The organism is Aeromonas sp. 159 (assembly GCF_963862045.1).
Lineage (GTDB): Bacteria > Pseudomonadota > Gammaproteobacteria > Enterobacterales > Aeromonadaceae > Aeromonas > Aeromonas veronii.
Map to the genome: position 1 here is coordinate 13,959 of NZ_CAWLMI010000019.1, position 24,228 is coordinate 38,186.

General features: G+C 57.6%; 21 protein-coding genes. 18 read left to right on the forward strand and 3 right to left on the reverse strand.

Annotation, left to right across the window (positions count from 1 at the left end; translation table 11 throughout):
• Positions 1-35: 35 nt before the first annotated feature.
• Complete coding sequence (gene map, locus AACR14_RS04030; protein ID WP_019445218.1) at positions 36-824, reverse strand: type I methionyl aminopeptidase; 789 nt, start codon at positions 822-824, stop codon at positions 36-38.
• Between the two features lie 371 nt (positions 825-1,195).
• Between map and rpsB the strand changes: the two genes are divergently transcribed.
• The 17 genes from rpsB to accA all read left to right on the forward strand — a co-directional run bounded on the left by rpsB (position 1,196) and on the right by accA (position 20,517).
• The gene (rpsB, locus tag AACR14_RS04035; protein ID WP_005303470.1) at positions 1,196-1,924 is read left to right on the forward strand and encodes a 30S ribosomal protein S2; all 729 of its coding nucleotides are present in this window, start codon (positions 1,196-1,198) and stop codon (positions 1,922-1,924) included.
• 104 nt (positions 1,925-2,028) lie between these two features.
• On the forward strand, positions 2,029-2,910 hold the full coding sequence (gene tsf / locus AACR14_RS04040; protein ID WP_005338578.1) for a translation elongation factor Ts: 882 nt from the start codon (positions 2,029-2,031) through the stop codon (positions 2,908-2,910).
• 71 nt (positions 2,911-2,981) lie between these two features.
• Positions 2,982-3,716 (forward strand): UMP kinase, encoded by a 735-nt coding sequence (gene pyrH / locus AACR14_RS04045; RefSeq protein ID WP_005338577.1) that lies wholly within the window; start codon positions 2,982-2,984, stop codon positions 3,714-3,716.
• Between the two features lie 101 nt (positions 3,717-3,817).
• On the forward strand, positions 3,818-4,375 hold the full coding sequence (gene frr / locus AACR14_RS04050) for a ribosome recycling factor (protein ID WP_005338576.1): 558 nt from the start codon (positions 3,818-3,820) through the stop codon (positions 4,373-4,375).
• Positions 4,376-4,447: 72 nt separating this feature from the next.
• Complete coding sequence (uppS, locus tag AACR14_RS04055) at positions 4,448-5,224, forward strand: polyprenyl diphosphate synthase (RefSeq protein WP_005338574.1); 777 nt, start codon at positions 4,448-4,450, stop codon at positions 5,222-5,224.
• Between the two features lie 27 nt (positions 5,225-5,251).
• Positions 5,252-6,109, forward strand: a complete 858-nt coding sequence (locus tag AACR14_RS04060; RefSeq protein WP_026034918.1) for a phosphatidate cytidylyltransferase — start codon at positions 5,252-5,254, stop codon at positions 6,107-6,109.
• Positions 6,109-7,305, forward strand: coding sequence for a 1-deoxy-D-xylulose-5-phosphate reductoisomerase (gene ispC, locus AACR14_RS04065; protein WP_019445219.1), 1,197 nt, complete (start codon positions 6,109-6,111; stop codon positions 7,303-7,305). The genes AACR14_RS04060 and ispC overlap by 1 nt, the downstream gene beginning before the upstream one ends.
• Complete coding sequence (gene rseP / locus AACR14_RS04070) at positions 7,305-8,657, forward strand: sigma E protease regulator RseP (protein WP_019445220.1); 1,353 nt, start codon at positions 7,305-7,307, stop codon at positions 8,655-8,657. Before ispC ends, rseP begins: the two co-directional genes overlap by 1 nt.
• Before the next feature lie 34 nt (positions 8,658-8,691).
• Positions 8,692-11,223, forward strand: a complete 2,532-nt coding sequence (gene bamA, locus AACR14_RS04075; RefSeq protein WP_019445221.1) for an outer membrane protein assembly factor BamA — start codon at positions 8,692-8,694, stop codon at positions 11,221-11,223.
• A 149-nt stretch (positions 11,224-11,372) separates the two neighbouring features.
• A complete protein-coding gene (locus AACR14_RS04080; protein WP_005338563.1) occupies positions 11,373-11,885 on the forward strand; it encodes an OmpH family outer membrane protein in 513 nt (170 codons plus the stop codon).
• 3 nt (positions 11,886-11,888) lie between these two features.
• Complete coding sequence (gene lpxD, locus AACR14_RS04085) at positions 11,889-12,908, forward strand: UDP-3-O-(3-hydroxymyristoyl)glucosamine N-acyltransferase (RefSeq protein ID WP_041201824.1); 1,020 nt, start codon at positions 11,889-11,891, stop codon at positions 12,906-12,908.
• Positions 12,909-12,932: 24 nt separating this feature from the next.
• Positions 12,933-13,394: a 3-hydroxyacyl-ACP dehydratase FabZ gene (gene fabZ, locus AACR14_RS04090; protein ID WP_005338559.1), complete on the forward strand. Its 462-nt coding sequence runs from the start codon at positions 12,933-12,935 to the stop codon at positions 13,392-13,394.
• Positions 13,395-13,399: 5 nt separating this feature from the next.
• On the forward strand, positions 13,400-14,191 hold the full coding sequence (gene lpxA, locus AACR14_RS04095) for an acyl-ACP--UDP-N-acetylglucosamine O-acyltransferase (protein WP_005338557.1): 792 nt from the start codon (positions 13,400-13,402) through the stop codon (positions 14,189-14,191).
• Entirely contained in the window at positions 14,184-15,323 is a 1,140-nt protein-coding gene (lpxB, locus tag AACR14_RS04100; RefSeq protein ID WP_019445223.1) for a lipid-A-disaccharide synthase, read from the forward strand. The genes lpxA and lpxB overlap by 8 nt, the downstream gene beginning before the upstream one ends.
• A gap of 119 nt (positions 15,324-15,442) precedes the next feature.
• Complete coding sequence (gene rnhB, locus AACR14_RS04105) at positions 15,443-16,033, forward strand: ribonuclease HII (RefSeq protein WP_019445224.1); 591 nt, start codon at positions 15,443-15,445, stop codon at positions 16,031-16,033.
• A gap of 38 nt (positions 16,034-16,071) precedes the next feature.
• A complete protein-coding gene (gene dnaE / locus AACR14_RS04110) occupies positions 16,072-19,551 on the forward strand; it encodes a DNA polymerase III subunit alpha (RefSeq protein WP_019445225.1) in 3,480 nt (1,159 codons plus the stop codon).
• A gap of 15 nt (positions 19,552-19,566) precedes the next feature.
• A complete protein-coding gene (accA, locus tag AACR14_RS04115; protein ID WP_005338549.1) occupies positions 19,567-20,517 on the forward strand; it encodes an acetyl-CoA carboxylase carboxyl transferase subunit alpha in 951 nt (316 codons plus the stop codon).
• Positions 20,518-20,803: 286 nt separating this feature from the next.
• On the opposite strand, the gene AACR14_RS04120 is transcribed toward accA, so the two are convergent.
• Positions 20,804-20,986 carry a DUF3545 family protein gene (locus tag AACR14_RS04120; protein ID WP_005338547.1) on the reverse strand — a complete coding sequence of 61 codons (183 nt, stop codon included), beginning with the start codon at positions 20,984-20,986 and terminating at the stop codon, positions 20,804-20,806.
• Positions 20,987-21,145: 159 nt separating this feature from the next.
• Entirely contained in the window at positions 21,146-22,096 is a 951-nt protein-coding gene (gene tal, locus AACR14_RS04125; protein ID WP_019445226.1) for a transaldolase, read from the reverse strand.
• 701 nt (positions 22,097-22,797) lie between these two features.
• Between tal and AACR14_RS04130 the strand changes: the two genes are divergently transcribed.
• Entirely contained in the window at positions 22,798-24,228 is a 1,431-nt protein-coding gene (locus AACR14_RS04130) for an alanine/glycine:cation symporter family protein (RefSeq protein WP_013724018.1), read from the forward strand.

The following is a 24,228-nucleotide window of genomic DNA, read 5'->3' on the forward strand; positions in this document are numbered from 1 at the left end:
CCGGCGCTTTGGAAGTTCAGGGCCGGGGTTCGATGTTAGCTGTGTTTGATGAAGCGGTCGATAGTGTCATCGGGGCGCAGGGTGAGCACCTCGCAGCCATCCTCGGTCACCAGCAGGGTGTGCTCCCACTGGGCGGAGTCGCCGCCATCCTTGGTGGTCACGGTCCAGCCATCCTTCGGATTGACCTTGCAGTGATACTTCTTGCTGTTGACCATGGGCTCGATGGTGAAGCACATGCCTGCTTTCAGCTCCAGCTTGCCGCTGTTGCGATAGTGGAGGATCTGCGGCTCTTCGTGGAACTCGGCACCGATACCGTGACCGCAGTAGTCACGCACCACGGAGAAACCGGCCTTCTCGACGATGGGCTGGATCACTGCGCCAATCTCGGTGATGCAGGCACCCGGACGCACCTTCTTGATGGCGGCGTAGAGGCTCTCTTGCGCAACTTTGCAGAGCTGGCGGCGCAGCGGGGTGGTTTCACCCACGATGAACATGGCCGAGGTATCGCCGTGGTAACCATCCTTGATAACGGTGATATCCAGGTTGATGATGTCGCCATCGCGCAGCCTCTTGTGATTCGGGATACCGTGGCAGATCACATCGTTCACCGAGGTGCAGATGGATTTGGGGAAGCCGTGGTAGTTGAGCGGAGCTGGAACCGCCTGTTGTACGTCGACAATATAGTCGTGGCAGAGGGTGTTCAGTTCGTCAGTGGTGACGCCAGCTTTGACATGGGGCGCAATCATGACCAGCACATCGGCGGCCAATTGGCCGGCAACGCGCATCTTTTCAATCTCTTCCGGTGTCTTGATTTTAATGGACATGGGATCTCTCTTGCGGCCTGCCGCTGGGCCTGCGAGGGCAGACAGGACAGGTAATGAAAAATAGATGCGTTTGCAATCAGGGCAAAATTTTATCCGCAACCCCCGCGTACTTCCAGTGTGATTGTCATCACAACGTCAAATCGGCGTCGCAGCATCCTCTGGCGGGATCCATATTTACACCTGTTTAGGGTGTCGGCCGGTGGTGTCCTGGACAAAGTTATGATATAAAGCGCGCCGGAATGGGGAACTTGCGTCCCGATTTCATCACCCTTACTTAAACAACACACACACATCGACACATATGCCGGGGTGCCTTAACGGGTCGGTTATATGGGATGTGTGGAGGCCTAACCCCAATACAGAGGTATAAAATGGCTAAAGTTTCTATGCGCGACATGCTGCAAGCTGGCGTTCACTTCGGTCACCAGACTCGTTACTGGAACCCGAAAATGAAATCCTACATCTTCGGTGCACGCAGCAAAGTTCACATCATCAACCTGGAAAAAACCGTTCCTATGTTTGACGATGCCATGAACTTCATCAGCTCCGTAGCTGCCAAGAAAGGCAAGGTACTGTTCGTTGGTACCAAGCGTGCCGCGTCTGAAGCCGTAAAAGAAGCCGCTGAGCGTTGCGACCAGTTCTATGTAAACCACCGCTGGCTGGGCGGTATGCTGACCAACTGGAAAACCGTTCGTCAGTCTATCAAGCGCCTGAAAGATCTGGAAACCCAGAGCCAAGACGGTACCTTCGACAAGCTGACCAAGAAAGAGGCGCTGATGCGTACTCGCGAAATGGAAAAGCTGGAGAAGAGCCTGGGTGGTATCAAGAACATGGGCGGCCTGCCTGACGTTCTGTTCGTTGTCGATGCCGACCACGAGCATATCGCTATCAAAGAAGCCAATAACCTGGGTATCCCGGTAGTTTCCATCGTTGATACCAACTCCAACCCGGACGGCGTTGACTATGTCATCCCGGGTAACGACGACGCTATCCGTGCCGTACAGCTGTACCTGAATGCTGCTGCTGACACCGTACTGGAAGCTCGCGCTCAGGACATCGTTGTTCAAGCCGAACAAGATGGCTTCGTTGAAGCTGAGTAATTGATAAGGACTGTAAAGCCCTTATTAACCAAGCTGATGTAATTGGTTAGCAGGGGCCCTTGTGGCCCCTGTTTCTTGTCAATTCAAGACCGAGGATACTGGACATGGCTAACGTTACTGCCGCCCTGGTAAAAGAACTGCGCGAGCGCACTGCCGCTGGCATGATGGATTGCAAAAAAGCACTGGAAGAAGCTGCTGGTGATATCGAGCTGGCAATTGAGAACATGCGCAAATCCGGTCAGGCCAAAGCCGCCAAGAAAGCTGGCCGTATCGCCGCTGAAGGCGTTATCTTTGCTCGCACCGAAGGCAACGTTGCCGTCATGATCGAGCTGAACAGCGAAACCGACTTCGTCGCCAAAGATGCCAGCTTCATGGCAATGGGCCAGAAGATCGCTGACATCGCTGCGACCCAGAAAATTGCTGACGTTGACGCGCTGAAAGCCGCTGACTTCGGTAACGGCGAATCCGTCGAGCTGACCATCACCAACCTGATCGCCAAGATCGGTGAGAACATGAACCTGCGTCGCGTGATGCTGGTTGAAGGTGACAACCTGGGTACCTACGTTCACGGTTCCCGCATTGGTGTTATCACCAAGCTGACCGGTGGTTCTGCCGAGCTGGCCAAAGATCTGGCCATGCACGTTGCTGCCAACAGCCCGCAATTCGTCAAGCCTGAAGACGTGTCTGCTGAAGTCGTTGCCAAAGAGCGCGAAATCCAGATCGACATCGCCATCAACTCCGGCAAGCCGAAAGAGATCGCCGAGAAGATGGTTGAAGGCCGCATGAAGAAGTTCACCGGTGAGGTTTCCCTGACTGGTCAACCGTTCGTGAAAGATCCTTCCATGACCGTTGCCGAGCTGCTGAAGAAAGAAGGCGCTGACGTTGTCTCCTTCACCCGTTTCGAAGTGGGCGAAGGCATCGAGAAGCAAGAGACCGATTTCGCTGCTGAAGTTGCAGCCCAAATCGCGGCCGCTCAAAAGGCCTAATCGAACCGGTTTTTCCGTTTCCCCAGACCGCGACTTATGTCGCGGTCTTTATATGACCAGGAATCAGTGACATGAGTACCAATCCCAAACCTGCATACAGACGTGTTCTTCTGAAGTTGAGTGGTGAAGCCCTGCAAGGATCCGAGGGTTTCGGCATTGATCCGGCGGTGCTGGAGCGGATGGCCCAAGAGATCAAAGAACTGGTTGAGTTGGGTGTTCAGGTCGGTCTGGTCATCGGTGGCGGCAACCTGTTCCGTGGTGCCGGTCTTGCCAAAGCGGGCATGAACCGCGTGGTGGGCGACCACATGGGTATGCTGGCAACCGTGATGAACGGTCTGGCCATGCGTGATGCCCTGCATCGTGCTTATGTGAATGCCCGTCTGATGTCTGCCATCTCCCTGCAAGGCGTCTGTGACTCCTACAGCTGGGCCGAGGCAATCAGCCAGCTGCGTGCTGGCAAAGTCGTTATCTTCTCTGCCGGTACCGGCAACCCCTTCTTCACTACCGATTCTGCGGCTTGCCTGCGCGGGATCGAGATCGAAGCTGATGTGGTGCTCAAAGCCACCAAGGTTGATGGTGTATACAACGAAGATCCGGTCAAGAATCCGGATGCCGTGCTGTATCATGAACTGAGTTATGATGAAGTTCTTGAAAAAGAGCTCAAGGTGATGGATCTTGCTGCCTTTACCCTGGCACGTGACCATGATCTGCCGATCCGCGTGTTCAACATGAACAAACCGGGTGCCCTGCGCCGGGTTGTCATGGGTGAACCGGAAGGCACTCTGATCCACCACGTTGGTAAATAAGATAAAAGTGAGCCACCTGGCGCTCTTATCCTATCCATCACGTCAGTAAATAAGATAGACACGGGCCGTGTAGCGGCTCGTTCGCCAAAAGGAAAACCACTGTGATCAACGAGATTAAAAACGACGCCAAGGACCGTATGGGCAAGAGCGTAGAAGCGCTCAAGACCCAAATGTCCAAGATCCGTACCGGCCGCGCTCACCCGAGCCTGCTCGACGGCATCCAGGTTGAGTATTACGGTGCTGCCACTCCGCTGAAACAGTTGGCCAACGTCGTGGCAGAAGATGCTCGCACTCTCTCCATCTCCATTTTTGACCGCTCCATGATCCAGGCGGTAGAGAAGGCGATCCTGACCTCCGATCTGGGCCTGAACCCGTCCAGCAATGGCCAGACCCTGCGCGTGCCACTGCCGCCGCTGACCGAAGAGCGTCGTCGCGACCTGACCAAGATCGTCCGTGCCGAAGCGGAAAATGCCCGTGTTGCCGTGCGCAACATCCGTCGTGACGCCAACGCCGATCTGAAAGCGCTGCTGAAGGACAAAGAGATCTCCGAAGACGACGACCGTCGCGCCCAGGAAGAGATCCAGAAACTGACCGACTCCTACATCAAGCTGGTCGATGAGGCCCTTGCCGTAAAGGAGAAGGAGCTAATGGAAATCTAACCGTCTGAAAGGTATATTACGAGCGCCGTGTAGTGCCCCTGCACGGCGCTTTTGTCTTTGTGGGAGAATTACATGTCGCTTTTGGCTGCGTTGGGTGATTGTGCCAACTCGTCTTTACCCCGTCACGTCGCCATCATCATGGATGGTAACGGTCGCTGGGCCCAGAACCGAGGCAAGATGCGGGTTTATGGCCACAAGGCGGGCGTCAAGTCAGTGCGCGAGGCCGTTACCTTTGCTGCGCGTGCCAAGATCGAGGCATTGACCCTGTTTGCATTCTCCAGCGAGAACTGGCGCCGCCCGGAAGGGGAGGTCAGTGCCTTGATGGAACTGTTCATCACAGTGCTGGGTCGTGAGGTGCAGAAACTGCACAACAACGGGATCCGGCTCAAGGTGATTGGCGATACTGCTCGCTTTAGTGAGCGGTTGCAGGCCAAAATCGCCAAGGCGGAAGCCTTGACCGCCAATAACAAGGGGTTGACCCTGAACATTGCGGCCAACTATGGCGGCCAGTGGGATATCGCCCAGGCGGCCCGCAAGCTGGCTAAAGCAGTGGCGGCCGGTGAACTGGCCGCTGACGACATTGATGAATCCATGTTGACCCGCGAGGTTTGCATGGCCGATCTGCCACCCGTGGACCTGTTGATCCGCACCGGTGGCGATCATCGCATCAGCAACTTTGTGTTATGGCAGCTCGCCTATGCCGAGCTCTATTTTACCCCGGTATTGTGGCCCGATTTCAACGAGGCCGAGTTCAGTGAGGCTGTCGCCTCTTTCGTTGCCCGCGAGCGTCGCTTCGGTTGCACGGGTGAACAGATACGGGAATTGATCGCCGAGCAGCAGACCGGCTAAACCCCGCTCCCAAGAGAGAGGTTTCTTTTGCTAAAACAACGAATTATTACTGCTTTGATGTTGATCCCCCTGGTGTTGGGGGCGCTCTTCTTTCTGCCATTGAAATTTTTTGCCCTGTTGGCTGCGCTGGTGTTTTTGTTGGCCAGTCGCGAATGGAGTGGGTTTGTCTCTGCTGCTCCGCAGCAATGGTTGCCCATCGTATTTTGTCTGTTGCTCGGTGCCAGCCTCTTTTGGCTGCCGGTGGAGCAACTCTGGACGCCCCACCTGCACCCCCTCGTGATGGGCGTGCTCTGGACAGCGGTAAGCTGGTGGCTGCTGGGTCTGCTGCTGGTGCTGCGCTATCCCCAAAGCGCCAAGCTGTGGAAAGAGTCTATCTGGCTCAAGTCGCTGTTTGGTCTGGTGACTCTGGTTCCCTTCTTCTGGTCGCTGGTCGCCATCCGTGGTTACAACTTTTACCATGACCCCATGATGGGGGCCTGGATCCTGTTGTTCGTGATGGGGCTGGTCTGGGCGGCAGATTCTGGCGCGTATTTTTTCGGCAAGGCGTTCGGTAAGCACAAGCTGGCACCGGCTGTGAGTCCGGGCAAAACCATCGAAGGGATGTGTGGCGGCCTCTTTACCGCCAGCCTGCTGGCCATCGGCGTTACCTGGTCGATGGGATTTGTTCCTGCCAAGATGATCACCGTGCTGTTTTGCTCTCTGCTGGCGGTGCTTGCCTCCGTACTCGGCGATCTGACCGAGAGCATGTTCAAGCGCGAAGCAGGCATCAAGGACTCCGGCACTTTGCTGCCGGGTCATGGCGGCATTCTCGACCGGATCGACAGCCTGACCGCCGCCCTGCCGGTGTTTCTGCTCAGTTATCTGCTACTCAGTCAGGAGTTTTGATGCACAAGTCACTGGTTATTCTGGGAGCCTCCGGCTCCATCGGTCAGAGTACCTTGAAAGTGCTGCGCCATAACCCGGGCAGTTGGCAAGTGTTGGCGTTGACCGCCGCCCGCAACGTGGATGCCATGTTGCGGGACTGCCTCGAATTCTCCCCCCGTTTTGCCGTGATGGTCGATGAGGATGCCGCCCGTGAACTCGCTGCCCGTCTGAAAGCGCACGGCAGTGCGACCAGGGTCATGTCTGGTGCAGCAGCCCTCTGCGATGTGGCCGCTCACCCCGACACCCATAGCGTGATGGCCGCCATCGTCGGTGCGGCCGGACTGGCCCCGACCATGGCCGCGGTACGTGCCGGCAAGCGTATTTTGCTGGCCAACAAGGAGGCGCTGGTGATGTCCGGTGCTTTCTTCATGGAAGCCGTGCGCGAACATGGCGCCGAGCTGCTGCCCATCGACAGCGAACACAATGCCATCTTCCAGTGTCTGCCGACCGCTGTGCAGCGCCAGCCCGGTTTTTGCGATCTGGCGGCGGCGGGGATCAGCAAGATTTTGCTGACCGGTTCTGGCGGCCCGTTCCGTTACACCGAGATCAGCGAGCTGGCCAAGGTGACGCCGGCGCAGGCCATCGCGCATCCCAACTGGTCGATGGGGGCCAAGATTTCGGTCGACTCCGCCACCATGATCAACAAGGGGCTGGAGTACATCGAGGCGCGCTGGTTGTTCAATGCGGCGCCAGAGCAGATCCAGGTGGTGATCCACCCGCAGTCGGTGATCCACTCCATGGTGCAGTACAAGGATGGCTCCGTGCTGGCCCAGCTTGGCAATCCGGATATGTGTACCCCCATCGCCCATGCGCTGGCTTATCCCAATCGCATCCCCTCCAGTGTGGAACCTTTGGATTTCTTCAGTGTCGGAGAGTTCAGCTTTATCCGGCCTGATTATGATCGTTATCCCTGTCTGGCGCTGGCCATCAATGCCTGCCAGAAGGGACAAGCGGCGACCACTGCGCTCAATGCAGCCAACGAGGAGGCGGTTGCCGCCTTCCTGGCCGGGCGCATCGGCTTTATGGATATTGCCCGGATCAACGAGGCAGTGATGCTGGCGCTGGAGAGCAGCACAGTAGGCTCGCTCGATGATCTGTTTGCCCTGGACGGTGCGGCAAGAGCCCGTGCTCATACTTTGATTGAGGAGCTTGGCTGATGGGCGGTGTGTTGTGGAATATCGGTGCCTTTGTTGTTGCGCTGGGTCTGCTGGTCGCGGTGCACGAGTTTGGTCACTTCTGGGTGGCCCGTCGTTGTGGCGTCAAGGTTGAGCGCTTCTCCATCGGTTTTGGCAAGGCGATCTGGCGCAGGATGGGTAAGGATGGCACCGAATATGTGCTGGCGCTGATCCCGCTCGGTGGCTACGTCAAGATGCTCGATGGCCGGGTCGATGAACTCAAGCCCGGTGACGAGCAGTATGCCTTCAACCACAAGAGTGTCTGGGCGCGGATGGCGATTGTTGCCGCAGGTCCCATGGCCAACTTCGTCTTTGCCCTGTTTGCCCTCTGGCTGATGTTTATCATCGGGGTGCCGAGCGTCAAGCCGGTGATCGGTGAAGTGCGTCCGGCATCCATAGTTGCCGAGGCGGGTGTGGTGCCGGGGATGGAGATTGTCGGGGTCGGCGATGAGCAGACCGGTGACTGGGAGAGCGTCACCTACGCTCTTATCAGTCATCTGGGTGATGATGCAGTGACTCTCAAGGTGCAGGCACCCAATACCAGCTATGCCACCGATAAAACCTTGTCGCTGACCGGCTGGACCTTCGATCCGGATAAAGAGTCGCCCATCGGCAGCTTGGGAATTGTCCCCCTGAGTGGCAAAGTGCTGCCAGTCGTAGCTGCAGTGGTGGCCAAGAGTGCCAGTGAAAAGGCGGGGCTGCAGGTAGGTGACCGTATCAAACTGGTCGGCGATCAGCCTATTACCGCGTGGGCCCAGTTTGTCGAACTGGTGCAGCAGGCACCGGGTGAACCCCTGCAAGTGGTGGTTGAGCGCAACAACAGTGATCTCAACGTGACCCTGACCCCGGATAGCCGCAAGGTGCAGGGCAAGCTGGTAGGATTCGTCGGTCTCTCGCCGCAACTGGTTCCATTACCGGATGAATATCGAATTCTGTTACAGTATGGGCCTTTGCAGGCGCTGTGGCATGGCGCGGACAAGACCTGGAGCCTGATCACGCTCACCTTTGACATGATTGGCAAGTTGATCGGTGGCATCGTGTCGCTGGACAACCTGAGCGGCCCCATCTCCATTGCCAAGGGCGCCGGCAGCAGTGCCGACTATGGTCTGGTCTATTTCTTGAGTTTTCTGGCGCTGATCAGCGTCAACCTGGGGATTATCAATCTATTCCCCCTGCCGGTGCTCGATGGTGGCCATCTGGTCTATTTCCTTATCGAAGCGGTCACCGGCAAGCCGGTATCAGAGAAAATACAGGAAGTGGGTTTCAGGATCGGCGCCGCCATTCTGATGTTATTGATGGGCATTGCGCTGTTTAACGATTTCGCTCGCCTCTGAGGCCAGAGCATCAACAAGGACACATAAGAACAAAATGGCTGTTAAAAAAGCATTGGTGTTGAGTTGCCTGCTGGGTGCCAGTTTCCTGGCCCAGGCGGCCCCTGCCTCTTTTGTGGTGCAAGATATCCAGGTCGAAGGTCTGCAACGGGTGACCCTGGGTGCCGCACTGTTGAACCTGCCGATCCGGGTCGGTGATACCGTCGACTCCGTGGCTCTGGCCAGCGCCATCAAAAAGCTCTATGCCTCGGGTAACTTCGAGGATGTGAAGGTTTACCGTGACGGCCAGGTGCTGCAGGTGATGGTCAAGGAGCGTCCGACCATCTCCAGCATCGAGTTTGCTGGCAACAAGGATATCAAAGAGGAGCAACTGACCCAGAGTCTGGAGTCCTCCGGTATCCGTGTGGGCGATCCGCTGGATCGCACCGTGCTCACTTCCCTCGAGAAGGGACTGGAAGATTTCTACTATGGCGTGGGTAAATACTCCGCCAAGGTCAAGGCGATCGTCACCCCGTTGCCGCGCAACCGGGTCGATCTCAAGTTCACCTTCGTGGAAGGGGAAGCGGCCAAGATCCAGCAGATCAACATCGTCGGCAACAGCGTCTTCCCTGAAGATAAGCTGATTGCCCAGCTCTCCCTGCGCGACGAAGTGCCCTGGTGGAATTTCACCGCCGATCAGCGCTATCAGAAGCAAAAATTGGCGGGTGATATCGAGACCCTGCGCTCCTACTACATGGACCGCGGCTATATCCGCTTCCAGCAGGAGTCTACCCAGGTCTCCATGACCCCCGACAAGAAGGGCGTCTACGTCACCCTCAACATCAAGGAAGGGGATCAGTACAAGGTCTCCGGTGTCCAGCTCAAGGGGGACCTGATCGATCGCGGTGGCGAGATGAAGGGATTGATCCCGATTGCTGCCGGCAGCACCTACTCTGCCAGTCAGGTGACTCATACCGAAGAGGTGCTCTCCAAGTTCCTCGGCCGTTACGGCTACGCCTATCCGAAAGTGGTCACTTTCCCGCAGATCAATGACAAGACCAAGGAAGTGGAGCTGATCGTCAACGTTGAGCCGGGCCCCCGTGTCTATGTACGCAATATCAACTTCAGCGGTAACGCCACCACCGAAGATCAGGTACTGCGTCGCGAGATGCGCCAGATGGAGGGCACCTGGCTCTCCTCCGACAACATCGAGCAGTCCAAGAGCCGTCTCAACCGCCTTGGCTACTTTGAGAGCGTCGAAGTGGACACCAAACGGGTGCCGGGCAACGATGATCTGGTTGACCTCGACTTCAAGGTCAAGGAGCAGCCTGCTGGCTCCATCAACGCCGGTATCGGTTACGGCACCGAATCGGGTCTGAGCCTGCAGGCGGGGATCTCTCAGGACAACTTTATGGGTACCGGTAAGAAGGTCTCCATCAACGCCAGCACCAACGACTACTCCAAGAACGTTGACCTGAGCTATAACGACCCCTACTTCACCGTGGATGGTGTCAGCCTGGGTGGTCGGGTCTACTACAACCAGTTCCGCGCCGATGATGCCGATATTGTCGATTACGAGAACGAAACCATCGGTTTCCGTCTCTCCAGCGGCTTCCCGGTCAACGAGTTCAACCGTCTCGACTTCAGTACCGGTATCGAGAGCACCAAGCTGAGCCGTCCGTCATTCAATGCCCAGAACTATCAGGAGTGTCTGAAGGACAATCCGGATACTGATGGCAATACCTACTGCTGGGATCAGTGGAATGATAACCGCCAGTCGGTACAGATGGATCAGTTCTGGAATGCCTATTCACAGGATGGTTCCAACCTCGACTTTGTGACCGTCGATGTCACCGCTGGCTGGACCCGCTCTACCCTGAACAAGGGGATGTTCCCGACTTCTGGCGATCGTCAGCGTATCAACGCCAAGGTGACCGTACCGGGCATGGAGCTGCAGTACTACAAGCTCTCTGCCGAAGATGCCCACTACTTCCCGCTCGATGCGGATCACAGTTGGGTAATGATCGGCAAGGGTCGTGTCTCCTACGGTAACGGCTATGGCGATGACTCCATGCTGCCGTTCTTCGAGAACTACTATGCCGGTGGTTTCGATACGGTACGTGGCTTCAAGAGCAATACCATTGGTCCCAAGGCGATCTACAAGACCTACAACAAGCCGGGTGCTGGCAGTTGCACGGGTTCTCAGCCGTGTGAAACTGGCTACTACGAAGGTTCCGACACCTCGGTGGGCGGTAACGCTCTGGCCGTCGCCTCACTGGAGCTTGTCTTCCCGACCCCGTTCGTCTCCGAGACCTATCGTCCGCAGATCCGTTCAACCGTCTTTATGGACGCAGGTACCGTATGGAGCACTGATTTTGCCAACGGGGCATATCCTTGCGCCGCCGGTTCTGATTGCAACTATCTGAGCCAGGACTACTCCAACCCGGGCAATATCCGGGTCTCTGCCGGTGTCTCCCTGCAGTGGCTCTCGCCGATGGGCCCGCTGGTGTTTGCCTTGGCCAAGCCGATCAAGAAATACGAAGGGGATCGCACCGAAGTCTTCTCCTTCAACATCGGTCGTACTTTCTAAGCAGAGTTTCGCCCTCACCCATGCGGTGGGGGTCTTCAATGATGGGACGCGCGGTATGCGTGCCTCACCAGGTAACAAGACGGTCCTAACGCCGCTTGCATAATCGGGTAAATCAGGTAGCCCTCGCCATGAGGGAACAAGGAGTAAGTGTGAATAAAGCGTTGAAAGTAGCTGGTTTGAGCTTTGCACTGATGGCTGCCGGCATGGGTTCTGCCTTCGCTGAGACCAAGATCGCCGTGGTTGATATGGGCGAAGTCTTCCAAAAGCTGCCCCAGCGTGAAGCCGTTGCAGCCAAGCTGAAAGGTGAATTCGAGCCGCGCATGCGTGAGCTGCAGAAGCTGGAACAGGAAGGCCAGAAGCTGGTCGAAAAGTTCCGCAAGGATGAAGCCTTTATGAGCGCCGAGCAGAAGAAGCAGAATCAGGAGAAGCTGGCCAAGCTGCAGATGGAGTTCAACCAGAAGCGTCAAGCCTTTGAGCAGGACAACGGCCGCCGTCAGTCCGAAGAGCGCAACAAGATCCTGACCAAGGTGCAGGCAGCCATCGATTCCATCGCCAAGAGCAATGGTTACGATCTGGTGCTGGAGCGCAATGCCGCCCCGTATGCCGCCAGCAAGCTGGACATCTCCGGCCAGGTTATTTCTCAGGTAAGCAAGAGCAACTAATTGATGGCATTCACTCTCGCACAGCTGGCCCAGCAACTGGGGGCCCAGGTCCATGGCGACGGAACCCTGGAAATCCGCAAGGTAGCGACACTGGAAAAGGCCGGGGAGGGGGATATCACCTTCCTGTCCAACAAGAAGTACCGGCACTATCTGGAGCAGAGCAAGGCGACCGCCGTGCTCATTACAGAAGCGGATCTGCCATTTTGTCCCACCAATGCCTTGGTGCTCAAAGACCCCTATGTGGGCTTTGCCCGGGTAGCCCAACTGCTGGACACCACCCCGCAGCCGGCCACGGATATTCATCCGAGTGCCGTTATCGCGGCTGACGTGCAACTGGGCGAGAGAGTGGCCATCGGCGCCAATGCAGTGATCGAATCCGGTGTCGTGCTGGGTGACGATGTACGCATTGGCCCGGGCTGTTTTGTTGGCAAAAATACCCGGCTGGGAGCCCGCTCCCGGCTGTGGGCCAACGTCACCCTCTATCACAATGTGACCATGGGCTCCGACTGTCTGGTTCAATCCGGCACAGTGATCGGGGCCGATGGTTTCGGTTATGCCAACGAGCGTGGCGAGTGGATCAAGATCCCCCAGCTCGGCGGTGTGACCATTGGCAACCGGGTCGAGATCGGTGCCTGCACCACCATTGATCGCGGTGCGCTGGAAGATACCCGCATCGCTGACAACGTCATCATCGACAACCAGTGCCAGATCGCCCACAACGTGGAGATCGGTTACGGCACCGCCGTGGCGGGCTCTACCGTGATGGCTGGTAGTCTCAAGGTCGGCAAATACTGTATCATTGGCGGCGCTTCCGTCTTTAACGGGCATATGGAGATCTGCGACCAGGCCACCGTCACCGGTATGGCCATGGTGATGCGACCCATTACCGAGCCCGGTGTCTACTCTTCCGGCATCCCTCTGCAAACCAATAAAGAGTGGCGCAAGACCGCCGCCCGGGTGATGCGTATCGAAGAGATGCACAAGCGGTTAAGCAAGCTTGAGAAGAAGCTGGATCAAGAATAATCACGATTGGTATAGGGTACTGTTTTGACTACTGAAAAGAAGAGCCTGGGTATCCAGGAAATCATGGATCTGCTACCCCACCGTTATCCGTTTCTGATGGTGGATCGTGTAGACGACTACGAGATCAGCGATGAGCGCAAAACCTTGCGTGCCATCAAGAACGTCTCGTTCAACGAGCCGATCTTCCAGGGGCACTTCCCGGCCAAGCCGGTGTTCCCTGGCGTACTGATCCTGGAAGCGATGGCACAGGCCACCGGTATCCTGGCCTTTACCATGGTGGGCAAGCCGTCTCCCAACGAACTCTACTATTTTGCCTCAATCGACAACGCTCGCTTCAAGCGTCCGGTCGGCCCCGGTGACCAACTGGTGCTCGACGTGGAGTTCCTGAAAGAGCGTCGCGGTATTGCCAAGTTCACCGGTGTCGCCACCGTCGACGGTGAAGTGGTCTGTACCGCCGAGCTGATGTGCGCCAAACGCGAGGTTTAACACACGTGATCGACCAGACTGCCATCATTCACGATACTGCCATCGTCCATGAGTCTGCCGTGATCGGTAAAGGGGTTGAAATCGGCCCCTTTTCTGTCATCGGCGCCGAGGTGGAAATCGGTGACAACACCTGGGTAGGTTCCCATGTGGTGATCAAGGGCCCGACCAAGATTGGTCGCGGCAACAAGATCTTCCAGCACACCTCCATCGGTGAGGATTGCCAGGACAAGAAGTACGCCGGTGAGCGCACCTTCCTCGAAATTGGCGACAACAACGTCATTCGCGAGAACTGCACCTTCCACCGCGGCACCATTCAGGATCAGAGCCTGACCAAGGTGGGCAGCGGCAACCTGTTCATGGTCAACGTTCACGTTGCCCACGACTGCATCATCGGTGACAACTGCATCTTCGCCAACAACGCGACCCTGGCGGGCCACGTGGTGATTGGTGACTTCGTGATCTTTGGTGGTCTCTCCGCCATTCACCAGTTCGGTCGCGTCGGTTCCCACGCCTTCGTCGGTGGTTGCGCCGCCCTGAACAAGGACGTGCCTCCTTACGTGATGGCTGCCGGCAACTACGCCAAACCGTTCGGGGTCAACTCCGAAGGTCTGCGTCGCCGCGGTTTCAGCGCCGAGGCCATCTCTGCCGTCAAGCGTGCCTACAAAGAGATCTTCCGCTCCGGCAAGACCATCGAAGAGGTGCTGCCGGTGCTGATCGAGATGGCGCAAGCCGAACCGGCCGTCCAGCTCTATGTGGACTTCCTCAAAGATAACGAGCGCGGGATCATCCGTGCCTGATCCGGTTCGTATCGGTATCGTCGCCGGAGAAGTCTCCGGCGACATTCTGGCTGCCGGTCTGGTGCGCGAGCTGCAGGCCCGCTACCCGGATGCGCAGTTCGAAGGGATCGCCGGGCCGCGGATGCAGGCCCTCGGCGTCAAGGCCCTGTTCGAGATGGAAGAGCTCTCCGTCATGGGGATCACCGAGGTGCTTGGCCGTCTGCCGCGCATCCTCAAGGTTCGTCGCGAACTGCTGCGCCACTTTATTGCCAATCCGCCCGATATCTTCATCGGCGTGGATGCACCGGATTTCAATATCGGAGTGGAGCTGAAACTGCGCCGCGCCGGTATCAAGACGGTTCACTATGTCAGCCCCTCTGTGTGGGCCTGGCGCCAGAACCGCATTCACAAGATCAAGGCCGCTACCGACATGGTGCTCGCCTTCCTGCCGTTCGAGAAAGCCTTTTACGACCGTTTCGACGCCCCTTGCCGTTTTGTCGGCCATACCATGGCGGACGATATTCCATTGGTGCCGGATCAGGCTGCCGTGCGTCGCAATCTCGGTATCGATGCCAATCGCCGCTGGCTGGCAGTGCTGCCGGGCAGCCGCACCGCAGAAGTGGGCTTTATGTCCCCCCTGTTTCTCGAGGCGTGCAAACACCTGACGGTGCGCTATCCGGATCTCGGCTTCATCGTGCCGCTGGTCAACCAGAAACGGCGCGAGCAGTTTATGGCCATCAAGGCCGAGGTAGCGCCGGGTCTCGACATGGTGCTGCTGGAAGGGCAGGGCCGCGAGGCGATGATCGCCGCCGACGTGGTGATGCTGGCCTCTGGCACCGCGGCGCTCGAAGCCATGCTGGTGAAAAAGCCGATGGTGGTGGGCTACAAGCTCAAGCCCTTCAGCTATTGGCTGGCCCAGCGACTGGTAAAGACCGAATTTGTCTCTCTGCCCAACCTGCTCGCCGGTCGCATGCTGGTGCCGGAACTCATCCAGCACGAGTGCACCCCGGAGAATCTGGTGGAAGAGGTGAGCAAGTACTTCGAGCACGAAAACAGTGCGCTGGTCAACACCTTCACCGAGCTGCACCAGCTGATCCGCTGCAATGCCGACTCGCAGGCCGCCGATGCGGTGGCGGATCTGCTCGGCAGATAACGCTATTTCGGACCGTCGATTGCGCCGCACAGCCCGTTAATCCGTTTTCCGAGCGGTGATGCCGCGCCAGTCGACCCCTGTCAGGCCCCACGGGGCCTGTTTTGATTCAAGGCTACAAGATGATGATCGATATTCCTGACGACAAGCTGGTTGCCGGTGTGGACGAAGTGGGCCGTGGCCCCCTGGTGGGTGACGTGGTCACCGCTGCGGTCATTCTCGATCCCGCCAATCCGATCGCGGGGCTCAACGACTCCAAGAAGCTCTCTGAGAAGAAGCGCCTCGCCCTGTTTGACGAGATCAAAGAGAAGGCGCTCGCCTGGGCCATCGGTCGCGCCACTCCAGAGGAGATCGACGGGCTCAACATCCTGCATGCCACCATGCTGGCGATGCAGCGCGCCGTGGCGGGACTGAAGGTCACCCCCGAGCTGGTCTTTATCGATGGCAACCGCTGCCCGGCGCTGCCGATGGAAGCGCGCGCCGTGGTCAAGGGCGATAGTCTGGTGGCCGCCATCAGCGCCGCCTCTATCCTCGCCAAGGTGACCCGAGATGCGGAGATGACCGAGCTGGACTGTCGCCATCCCGAGTATGGTTTTGCCCGCCACAAGGGTTACCCTACGCCTGAGCACCTCGCCATTCTGGCCGAGCGTGGCCCGTTGCCCGAATATCGCAAGAGCTTCAAACCGGTGCGCCGCGCACTGGGGATCGAGTAGACCATGCCATTTAGTTTGAGCAGCGAGAGGAGATGACGATGGCTGACCCCCGTTTTATCCACCTGCGAGTCCACTCCGACTTCTCCATGGTCGATGGCCTGCAGAAGATCAACCCCATCGTCGGGGCGGCGGCGGCCAACAACATGCCGGCGCTGGCGCTGACCGATCAGATGAACATGTGCGGTCTGGTGCGCTTCTATGGCGCGGCCCACGGCAAGGGGATCAAGCCCATCGTCGGTGCCGACTTCTGGGTGCAGAGCGATGAGCTCGGCGACGAGCAGTTCCGTCTCACCCTGCTCGCCATGGATAACGACGGCTACCAGAACATCACCCTGCTTATTTCCCGCGGTTACCAGCGCGGCCACGTGCAAGGGCGGCCGGTTATCGACAAGAGCTGGCTCAGCGATCATGCCAAGGGGGTGATCGTCCTCTCCGGCGGCCGCGAGGGGGATGTGGGCAAGTTCCTGCTCAAGGGCAACCGGCAGATGACCGAGCAGTGCGTCGCCTTCTATCAGACCCACTTCCCCGATGCCTACTACCTCGAACTGCTGCGTACCGGTCGACCCGACGAAGAGGTCTACCTGCACATGGCGGTGGCCATCGCCACCGAGTTCGAGCTGCCAGTGGTCGCCACCAACGAGGTGGTGTTCCTCAACGCCGATGACTTCGATGCCCACGAGATCCGGGTTGCCATCCACGATGGCTATACCCTGATGGACAAACGCCGCCCTCGTCGCTACAGCCCCCAGCAGTACCTGCGTAGTCAGGAGGAGATGGCGGAGCTGTTTGCCGACATTCCCGAAGCGCTGGAAAACACGGTGGAGATCGCCAAGCGCTGCAACGTGACGGTGCGTCTCGGCGAGTACTTCCTGCCCAACTTCCCGACCGGCGACATGACTACCGAAGATTTTCTGGTGGCCAAATCGAAAGAGGGTCTGGAGGAGCGTCTCGAGTTTCTGTTCCCGGATCCGCAAGTGCGGGCCGAGCGCCGTCCCGAGTATGACGAGCGTCTCGACATCGAGCTGAAAGTGATCAACCAGATGGGCTTCCCGGGTTACTTCCTCATCGTGATGGAGTTTATCCAGTGGTCCAAGGACAACGGCATTCCCGTTGGCCCGGGTCGGGGCTCGGGGGCGGGTTCTCTGGTGGCCTACGCCCTCAAGATCACTGACCTCGACCCGCTGGAATTTGACCTGCTGTTCGAACGTTTCCTGAACCCCGAGCGGGTATCCATGCCCGACTTCGACGTCGACTTCTGCATGGACCGGCGCGACGAGGTGATTGAGCACGTCTCCGACATGTACGGCCGGGATGCGGTATCCCAGATCATCACCTTCGGCAGCATGGCGGCCAAGGCGGTGGTGCGGGACGTGGGCCGGGTGCTGGGTCACGCTTACGGCTTTGTCGATCGCATCTCCAAGCTGATCCCGCCGGATCCGGGCATGACGCTTGCCAAGGCATTCGAGGCTGAGCCCAAGCTGCCCGAACTCTACGAGCAGGATGAGGAGGTCAAAGACCTCATCGACATGGCTCGTCGTCTCGAAGGGGTGGTGCGCAACGCTGGTAAACACGCCGGTGGCGTGGTGATCGCACCCACCAAGATCACCGACTTTGCGCCGCTCTACTGCGATGACGAAGGCCATCACCCGGTCACCCAGTTCGACAAGAACGACGTGGAGTACGCCGGTCTGGTGAAGTTCGACTTCCTGGGTCTGCGGACCCTCACCATCATCGACTGGGCGCTCGGTATGATAAACCCGCGTCTTGCCAAAGAGGGCAAGCCGCCGGTGGATATCGCCGCCATCCCCATCGATGACAAGAAGTCGTTCGACCTGCTGCAGCGCTACGAGACCACAGCGGTATTCCAGCTGGAATCCCGCGGCATGAAGGATCTCATCAAGCGGCTGCGCCCCGACTGCTTCGAAGACATGATCGCACTGGTGGCCCTGTTCCGACCGGGCCCGCTCCAGTCAGGCATGGTGGATAACTTCATCGACCGCAAACACGGTAATGAAGCGATCTCCTATCCGGACGAGAAGTGGCAGCACGAGAGCCTGAAACCGATTCTGGAACCGACCTACGGCATCATCCTCTATCAGGAGCAGGTGATGCAGATCGCCCAGACCCTGGCGGGTTATACGCTGGGTGGCGCGGATATGCTGCGCCGGGCGATGGGTAAGAAAAAGCCCGAGGAGATGGCCAAGCAGCGAGCCGGTTTCGAGGAGGGCGCCGTCAAGAATGGCGTCGACGGCGAACTGGCGATGAAGATTTTCGATCTGGTGGAGAAGTTTGCGGGCTACGGCTTTAACAAATCCCACTCCGCCGCCTATGCGCTGGTCTCCTACCAGACCCTCTGGCTCAAGACCCACTTCCCGGCCGAGTTCATGGCGGCGGTCATGACCGCCGATATGGACAACACCGACAAGATCGTGACTCTGGTGGACGAGTGCCAGCGGATGGGGCTCACCGTGATCCCGCCGGATGTGAACACCGGCCGCTATCGCTTCTCGGTCAACGAAGATGGTCATATTGTCTACGGGATCGGGGCAGTGAAAGGGGTCGGTGAAGGCCCCATCGATGCGATCTTGAGCGCCCGGGATCAAGACGGCCCGTTCCGCGATCTGTTCGACTTCTGTAACCGGGTCGACATCAAGAAGCTCAACAAGCGGGTGATGGAGAAGCTCATTCTCTCCGGCGCCATGGATCGGCTCGGCCCCCACCGTGCCGCCCTGATGGCGACGCTGGAGGAGGCGATGCGTGCCGCCGAGCAGCACGCCAAGGCGCAGGCGGTGGGGCAGGTCGACATGTTCGGCGTGCTCACTGAAGAGATTGACGACGTCAAGAAGGCATTTGCCAACGTGCCGCACTGGCCTGACAAGGTGTGGCTGGAAGGGGAGCGCGAGACCCTTGGGCTCTATCTCACCGGCCACCCCATCAACCAGTACAGCAGCGAATTGCGTCGTTATACCTCGGGTCGCCTGTGCGATCTGCATCCCACCTCCCGTGATACCGTGACCACGGCGGCGGGGCTGGTGATTGCGGCCCGCAGCATGGTGACCAAGCGTGGCAACAAGATGGGGATCTTCACCCTGGACGACCGTTCCGGTCGCCTCGATGTGACCCTGTTCAGTGAAGCGCTGGAAAAATATGAAGAATTGATGCAAAAAGACCGCATTTTGGTGGTTTCTGGACAGGTCAGCTTTGATGACTTCTCCGGTGGCCTTAAAATGTCGGCTCGAGAATTACTGGATATCAACGATGCGAGGGAGCGTTTTGCCAGAGCAATCCGCATCTCCCTCGATGAACAGCGGATTGATGATCGCTTTTTCCCGCGTTTGTGCGAGATTTTGGAGCCCGCCCGTGCCGGAGTCTGTCCGGTTCAGGTAAACTATCGTCGCCCCGGCTCCCGGGTGCGATTGACGCTCGGTACCGAGTGGCGGGTGACGCCCACCGATCAACTGATAGATGACTTGCGAGTCCTGCTTGGACGAGAGCGGGTTGAATTGGTTTTTGATTAGAGGTTCTAAGGCCCTATGAGTCTTTTTCTGGATTTTGAACAGCCGATTGCCGAGTTGCAGGCGCAGATTGATGAACTCAAACATGTGAGTGAAGGCAATCACGCCGTGGATCTGAAAGACGAGATCCGCCGGCTGGAGAAGAAAAACGAAGAGCTGACCAAGAAGATCTTCGGTGATCTGGGTGCCTGGCAGGTATCCCAGATGGCGCGTCATCCCCAGCGCCCCTACACCTTTGACTATATCGAGCATATCTTCACCGATTTCGACGAGTTGGCTGGCGATCGCGCCTATGCCGATGACAAGGCTATCGTCGGCGGCATCGCCCGTCTCGACGGTGAGCCGGTGATGGTGATTGGTCACCAGAAGGGTCGCGAGACCAAAGAGAAGATCAAGCGCAACTTCGGCATGCCACGTCCGGAAGGGTACCGCAAGGCCCTGCGTCTGATGGAGATGGCCGAGCGCTTCAAGATGCCGATCATCACCTTTATCGACACCCCGGGCGCTTACCCCGGGGTCGGTGCCGAAGAGCGTGGCCAGTCTGAAGCGATTGCCCGCAACCTGAAAGTGATGGCCGGTCTGACCGTGCCGGTGGTCTGCACCGTGATCGGTGAGGGTGGCTCAGGTGGTGCGCTGGCAATCGGCGTGGGTGACCGCGTCAACATGCTGCAGTACTCCACCTACTCCGTCATCTCGCCGGAAGGGTGTGCCTCCATCCTGTGGAAGAGCGCTGACAAGGCCTCCGTAGCTGCCGAAGCGATGGGTATCACTGCCCAGCGTCTGAAAGAGCTCAAGCTGATCGACCACGTGATCGACGAGCCCCTCGGCGGTGCTCACCGTGATGTGGAGAAGATGGCCAAAAACCTCAAGGCTCGCATCAAGCAGGATCTGGACGCACTGCGTCCGCTCGATACCGAGCAACTGCTGGAGCAGCGCTACCAGCGTCTGCTGGGCTACGGCTACTGCTAAGCGCAGCCGTCAACCCCGACTATTCAGGCCCCCGTCAGCGACGGGGGCTTTTTATTGCTGATGACTTGTCTTGCGGTGATTGCCCCAATGCGCCCTGAAACGGCACAGTTCAGTCTTCGCGGGTGAGGTGCATGGTCTTTATGCCATGCCGTTGGTGATGGCTGTCAGTAGCCTACAGCATCCTTTGGCATCGCTGGCGATGGCATGACAAGCCACGTGATCATCCGATTGCGGCAGAAAAAAGCGCCCCGACTGTGCGGAGCGCTTTTACAGGTGTCTGGCAGTATTACAGTTCAATCTCGTCTGTAAGACCTTCATAGGCGATATCGATGGATTGCAGCTCCTTCTGCAGGCGATGTTTGTCTTTCAACGCCTCGATTTCACGCCATTTACGTTTTTTTCCCGTTGTCCCGCGGCTACGCGAACCGAGTTCAACCACCTCGTCATAATCGAAGTTGAACATTTCCATGGCTCCCTCCTTGGTTTTTATCGTTTTCACCACCCGTATAACATAACGAATCTGAAATTAAAACGTTTTCGTGACGACTCTATGACAGCGCTAAAAAAGCCCATGAAAAAAACCGGGCCCCTTGGTAGGGGCCCGGTTTTTATCAGAAAAAAGAACTGATTACAGACGGCTTGCCAGCATGGTTTCCAGCTTGCCCTGGTCGATGGCGAACATGCGGATGCCTTCGCCCAGCTTCTCGTGAGCCATGGCATCCTGGTTCAGTTCCCAGCGGAATTCGGTTTCGGTCATCGGAGTCGGTTTGGCCTTGCGCTCACCGGTGTAGTCCAGTTTGCGTACCACGGCGCCTTCGGTCTTGCTCAGCTCTTCCAGCAGGGCCGGGCCAATGGTCAGGCGGTCGCAACCGGCCAGTTCCAGGATCTCGCCGGTGTTGCGGAAGCTGGCGCCCATCACCACGGTCGGGTAGTCGTGCTGCTTGTAGTAGTTGTAGATGGAGGTGACGGAGACCACGCCCGGATCTTCGCTGGCGGTGTAATCACGGCCATTTTTGGCCTTGTACCAGTCGAGGATACGACCCACGAATGGGGAGATCAGGAAGGCACCGGCTTCGGCACAGGCACGGGCCTGGGCGAAGGAGAACAGCAGGGTCAGGTTGCACTGGATACCCTCTTTCTCCAGAACCTCGGCGGCACGGATCCCTTCCCAGGTGGAGGCCAGCTTGATCAGAATGCGGTCGTTGCTGATACCCGCTTCGTTGTAAAGACGGATCAGCTTGCGGGCCTTGGCGATGCTGGCTTCGGTATCGAAGGAGAGACGGGCGTCCACTTCGGTAGAGATACGGCCCGGAACGATCTTCAGCACTTCCAGACCGATGTTGACGGCCAGCTTGTCGCCCGCGTCGATGATTTGCTGTGCCTTGTCCTGGCTCTGGGCTTTGGCCCACTTGATGGCGTCTTCGATCAGCGGAGCGTACTCGGGGATCTCGGAAGCCTTCAGAACCAGAGAGGGGTTGGTGGTGGCATCGATGGGCTGATAGCGTTTGATGGCTTCGATATCACCGGTGTCGGCAACAACAGTGGTCAGGGCTTTCAGCTGGGTTAATTTATCGGCCATAGCGAATATCATCTCTTAATGAGGGAGTAATCCCTGGGTTGCGGGCTTGAGACGGTGGTTCTGAAATAAAATTACAGGATCTTGGTGCCTCAGGCTCAGAAAAGCGCGATGGGGGCGGCCCATCGTCATTGCCTGCCTAATTAATACTGATGTGCTGCATCCTGCAATAGGGGCGCTTGGTTGTTAAACATTCAGGCTGTTGAGTTATCCCGCTTTATGGCGTGAAACTATATGATTAGTAAGGTTTTTTACATTTCATCCTGACCTCGCTCCGGTTTGCTTTCAGCTGAACTTTTTTAGCCAATATCCATATTTGTGTCGTCGATCACATAAATTATCTCACTACGTACTTGAAATTTAATTACAGCGAAAACGTTTGGCGAAATGTTTCCGTTTGAAAGCCATTTCATGCAAGCGTTTGCGTTTTCGGATAGCTCATCAGGGATATATCAAAATGGTTCTCTTATGGGGCTTAATGGTGGCCTGTCTGATTGAATTATTGAGTTTGTTGAAAGTTTGCGATTTAAATGGAGCTTTATGGGCTTTTACCGTTCGTTTTTTGTGTCTCGCGTGACCGGGATCACTATTCCGGGCTCTCCCGCTGTGCTAGATTCCGCCCCTTTAGCGAAACGCTAATTAAACGACAGACAGAAAACGGTCAGCGCAGACTGACCATGGATGTGAATAACAACGAGAGAATTATGGACACCTTGATTGCGATGCTAAACGACCTGATGTGGGGAGCCGTGCTCATCTACCTGCTCATCGGGGTCGGTATCTTTTTCACCTTCCGCCTGGGTTTTATCCAGATCCGTCACTTTGGCCACATGTTTTCCGTGCTGAAAAACAGCCGTAAATCGGACAACGCAGGCATCTCCTCCTTCCAGGCCCTCTGTACCAGCCTTGCCGCCCGTGTCGGCACCGGCAACCTGGCCGGTGTGGCTGTCGCCATCTATCTGGGTGGCCCCGGCGCCATCTTCTGGATGTGGCTGATTGCCTTTATCGGCATGGCGACCGCATTCGTCGAAAGCACTCTGGCCCAGCTCTACAAGGTCAAGGATGAGGATGGCAACTACCGTGGTGGCCCGGCCTACTACATGGAGAAAGGCCTTGGCATGCGCTGGATGGGGGTGGTGTTTTCGCTCTGCCTGATCCTGGCATTTGGTCTGGTGTTCAACGCGGTGCAGGCCAACTCCATCAGTCTGGCGATGAAGGTGGCGTTTGGCATTCCTGACTGGGTCAGCGGTCTGGCGCTGGTGGCGCTCTCCGGCCTGATTATCTTCGGCGGCATTCGTGGCATTGCCCGTTTTGCCGAGCTGGTGGTGCCCTTTATGGCGCTGGCCTACATCCTGCTGGCGCTGGTGATCGTGGCGATGAACATCACCGAGTTGCCCCATGTCTTCATGCTGATCATCAAGTCCGCCTTCGGGATTGAGCAGGCAGGCTCGGGTGCGCTCGGTTATGCCATCTCCCAGGCGATGATCAACGGTATCAAGCGCGGTCTCTTCTCCAACGAAGCGGGGATGGGCTCTGCGCCCAACGCTGCGGCGACTGCCACTCCCTATCCGCCGCACCCGGCCTCTCAGGGTTATGTGCAGATGCTGGGGGTCTTTATGGACACCATCGTCATCTGCAGCTGTACCGCCGCCATCATCCTGATGTCCGGTCAGTTTGAGCCGGGCTCCGGCGTGACCGGTGTCGAGCTGACCCAGCGGGCGCTCTCCTCCCAGATTGGCAGCGGTGGCAACATCTTCATTGCGGCGGCCATCTTCTTCTTCGCCTTCACCTCTATCGTGGCGAACTACTCCTATGCCGAGACCAATCTGGTGTTCCTCGAGCACAACCACAAGGGTGGCCTGATGCTGTTCCGGGTGTTCGTGCTGGGGATGGTGATGTTCGGTGCCGTGGGTGAGTTGCCGATTGTGTGGGCGATGGCAGATGTCTCCATGGGACTGATGGCCATAGTCAACCTGGTGGCGATCCTGCTGCTCTCCAGCGTTGCCATCAAGCTGGCGAAGGATTACAACGACCAGCTCCGGCTGGGCAAGGTGCCCACCTTCGATGCCAACAAATACCCCGAGATCCGCTCCCAGCTGGAAGAGGGGATCTGGGACAATCCGACCAAAAAGTAA

Bases quoted from the DNA above. Each gene is read 5' to 3' on its own strand.
- map (WP_019445218.1), bottom strand. From the start codon at position 824: ATGTCCATTAAAATCAAGACACCGGAAGAGATTGAAAAGATGCGCGTT.
- rpsB (WP_005303470.1), top strand. From the start codon at position 1,196: ATGGCTAAAGTTTCTATGCGCGACATGCTGCAAGCTGGCGTTCACTTC.
- tsf (WP_005338578.1), top strand. From the start codon at position 2,029: ATGGCTAACGTTACTGCCGCCCTGGTAAAAGAACTGCGCGAGCGCACT.
- pyrH (WP_005338577.1), top strand. From the start codon at position 2,982: ATGAGTACCAATCCCAAACCTGCATACAGACGTGTTCTTCTGAAGTTG.
- uppS (WP_005338574.1), top strand. From the start codon at position 4,448: ATGTCGCTTTTGGCTGCGTTGGGTGATTGTGCCAACTCGTCTTTACCC.
- ispC (WP_019445219.1), top strand. From the start codon at position 6,109: ATGCACAAGTCACTGGTTATTCTGGGAGCCTCCGGCTCCATCGGTCAG.
- rseP (WP_019445220.1), top strand. From the start codon at position 7,305: ATGGGCGGTGTGTTGTGGAATATCGGTGCCTTTGTTGTTGCGCTGGGT.
- bamA (WP_019445221.1), top strand. From the start codon at position 8,692: ATGGCTGTTAAAAAAGCATTGGTGTTGAGTTGCCTGCTGGGTGCCAGT.
- lpxD (WP_041201824.1), top strand. From the start codon at position 11,889: ATGGCATTCACTCTCGCACAGCTGGCCCAGCAACTGGGGGCCCAGGTC.
- rnhB (WP_019445224.1), top strand. From the start codon at position 15,443: ATGATGATCGATATTCCTGACGACAAGCTGGTTGCCGGTGTGGACGAA.
- dnaE (WP_019445225.1), top strand. From the start codon at position 16,072: ATGGCTGACCCCCGTTTTATCCACCTGCGAGTCCACTCCGACTTCTCC.
- accA (WP_005338549.1), top strand. From the start codon at position 19,567: ATGAGTCTTTTTCTGGATTTTGAACAGCCGATTGCCGAGTTGCAGGCG.
- AACR14_RS04120 (WP_005338547.1), bottom strand. From the start codon at position 20,986: ATGGAAATGTTCAACTTCGATTATGACGAGGTGGTTGAACTCGGTTCG.
- tal (WP_019445226.1), bottom strand. From the start codon at position 22,096: ATGGCCGATAAATTAACCCAGCTGAAAGCCCTGACCACTGTTGTTGCC.
- AACR14_RS04130 (WP_013724018.1), top strand. From the start codon at position 22,798: ATGGACACCTTGATTGCGATGCTAAACGACCTGATGTGGGGAGCCGTG.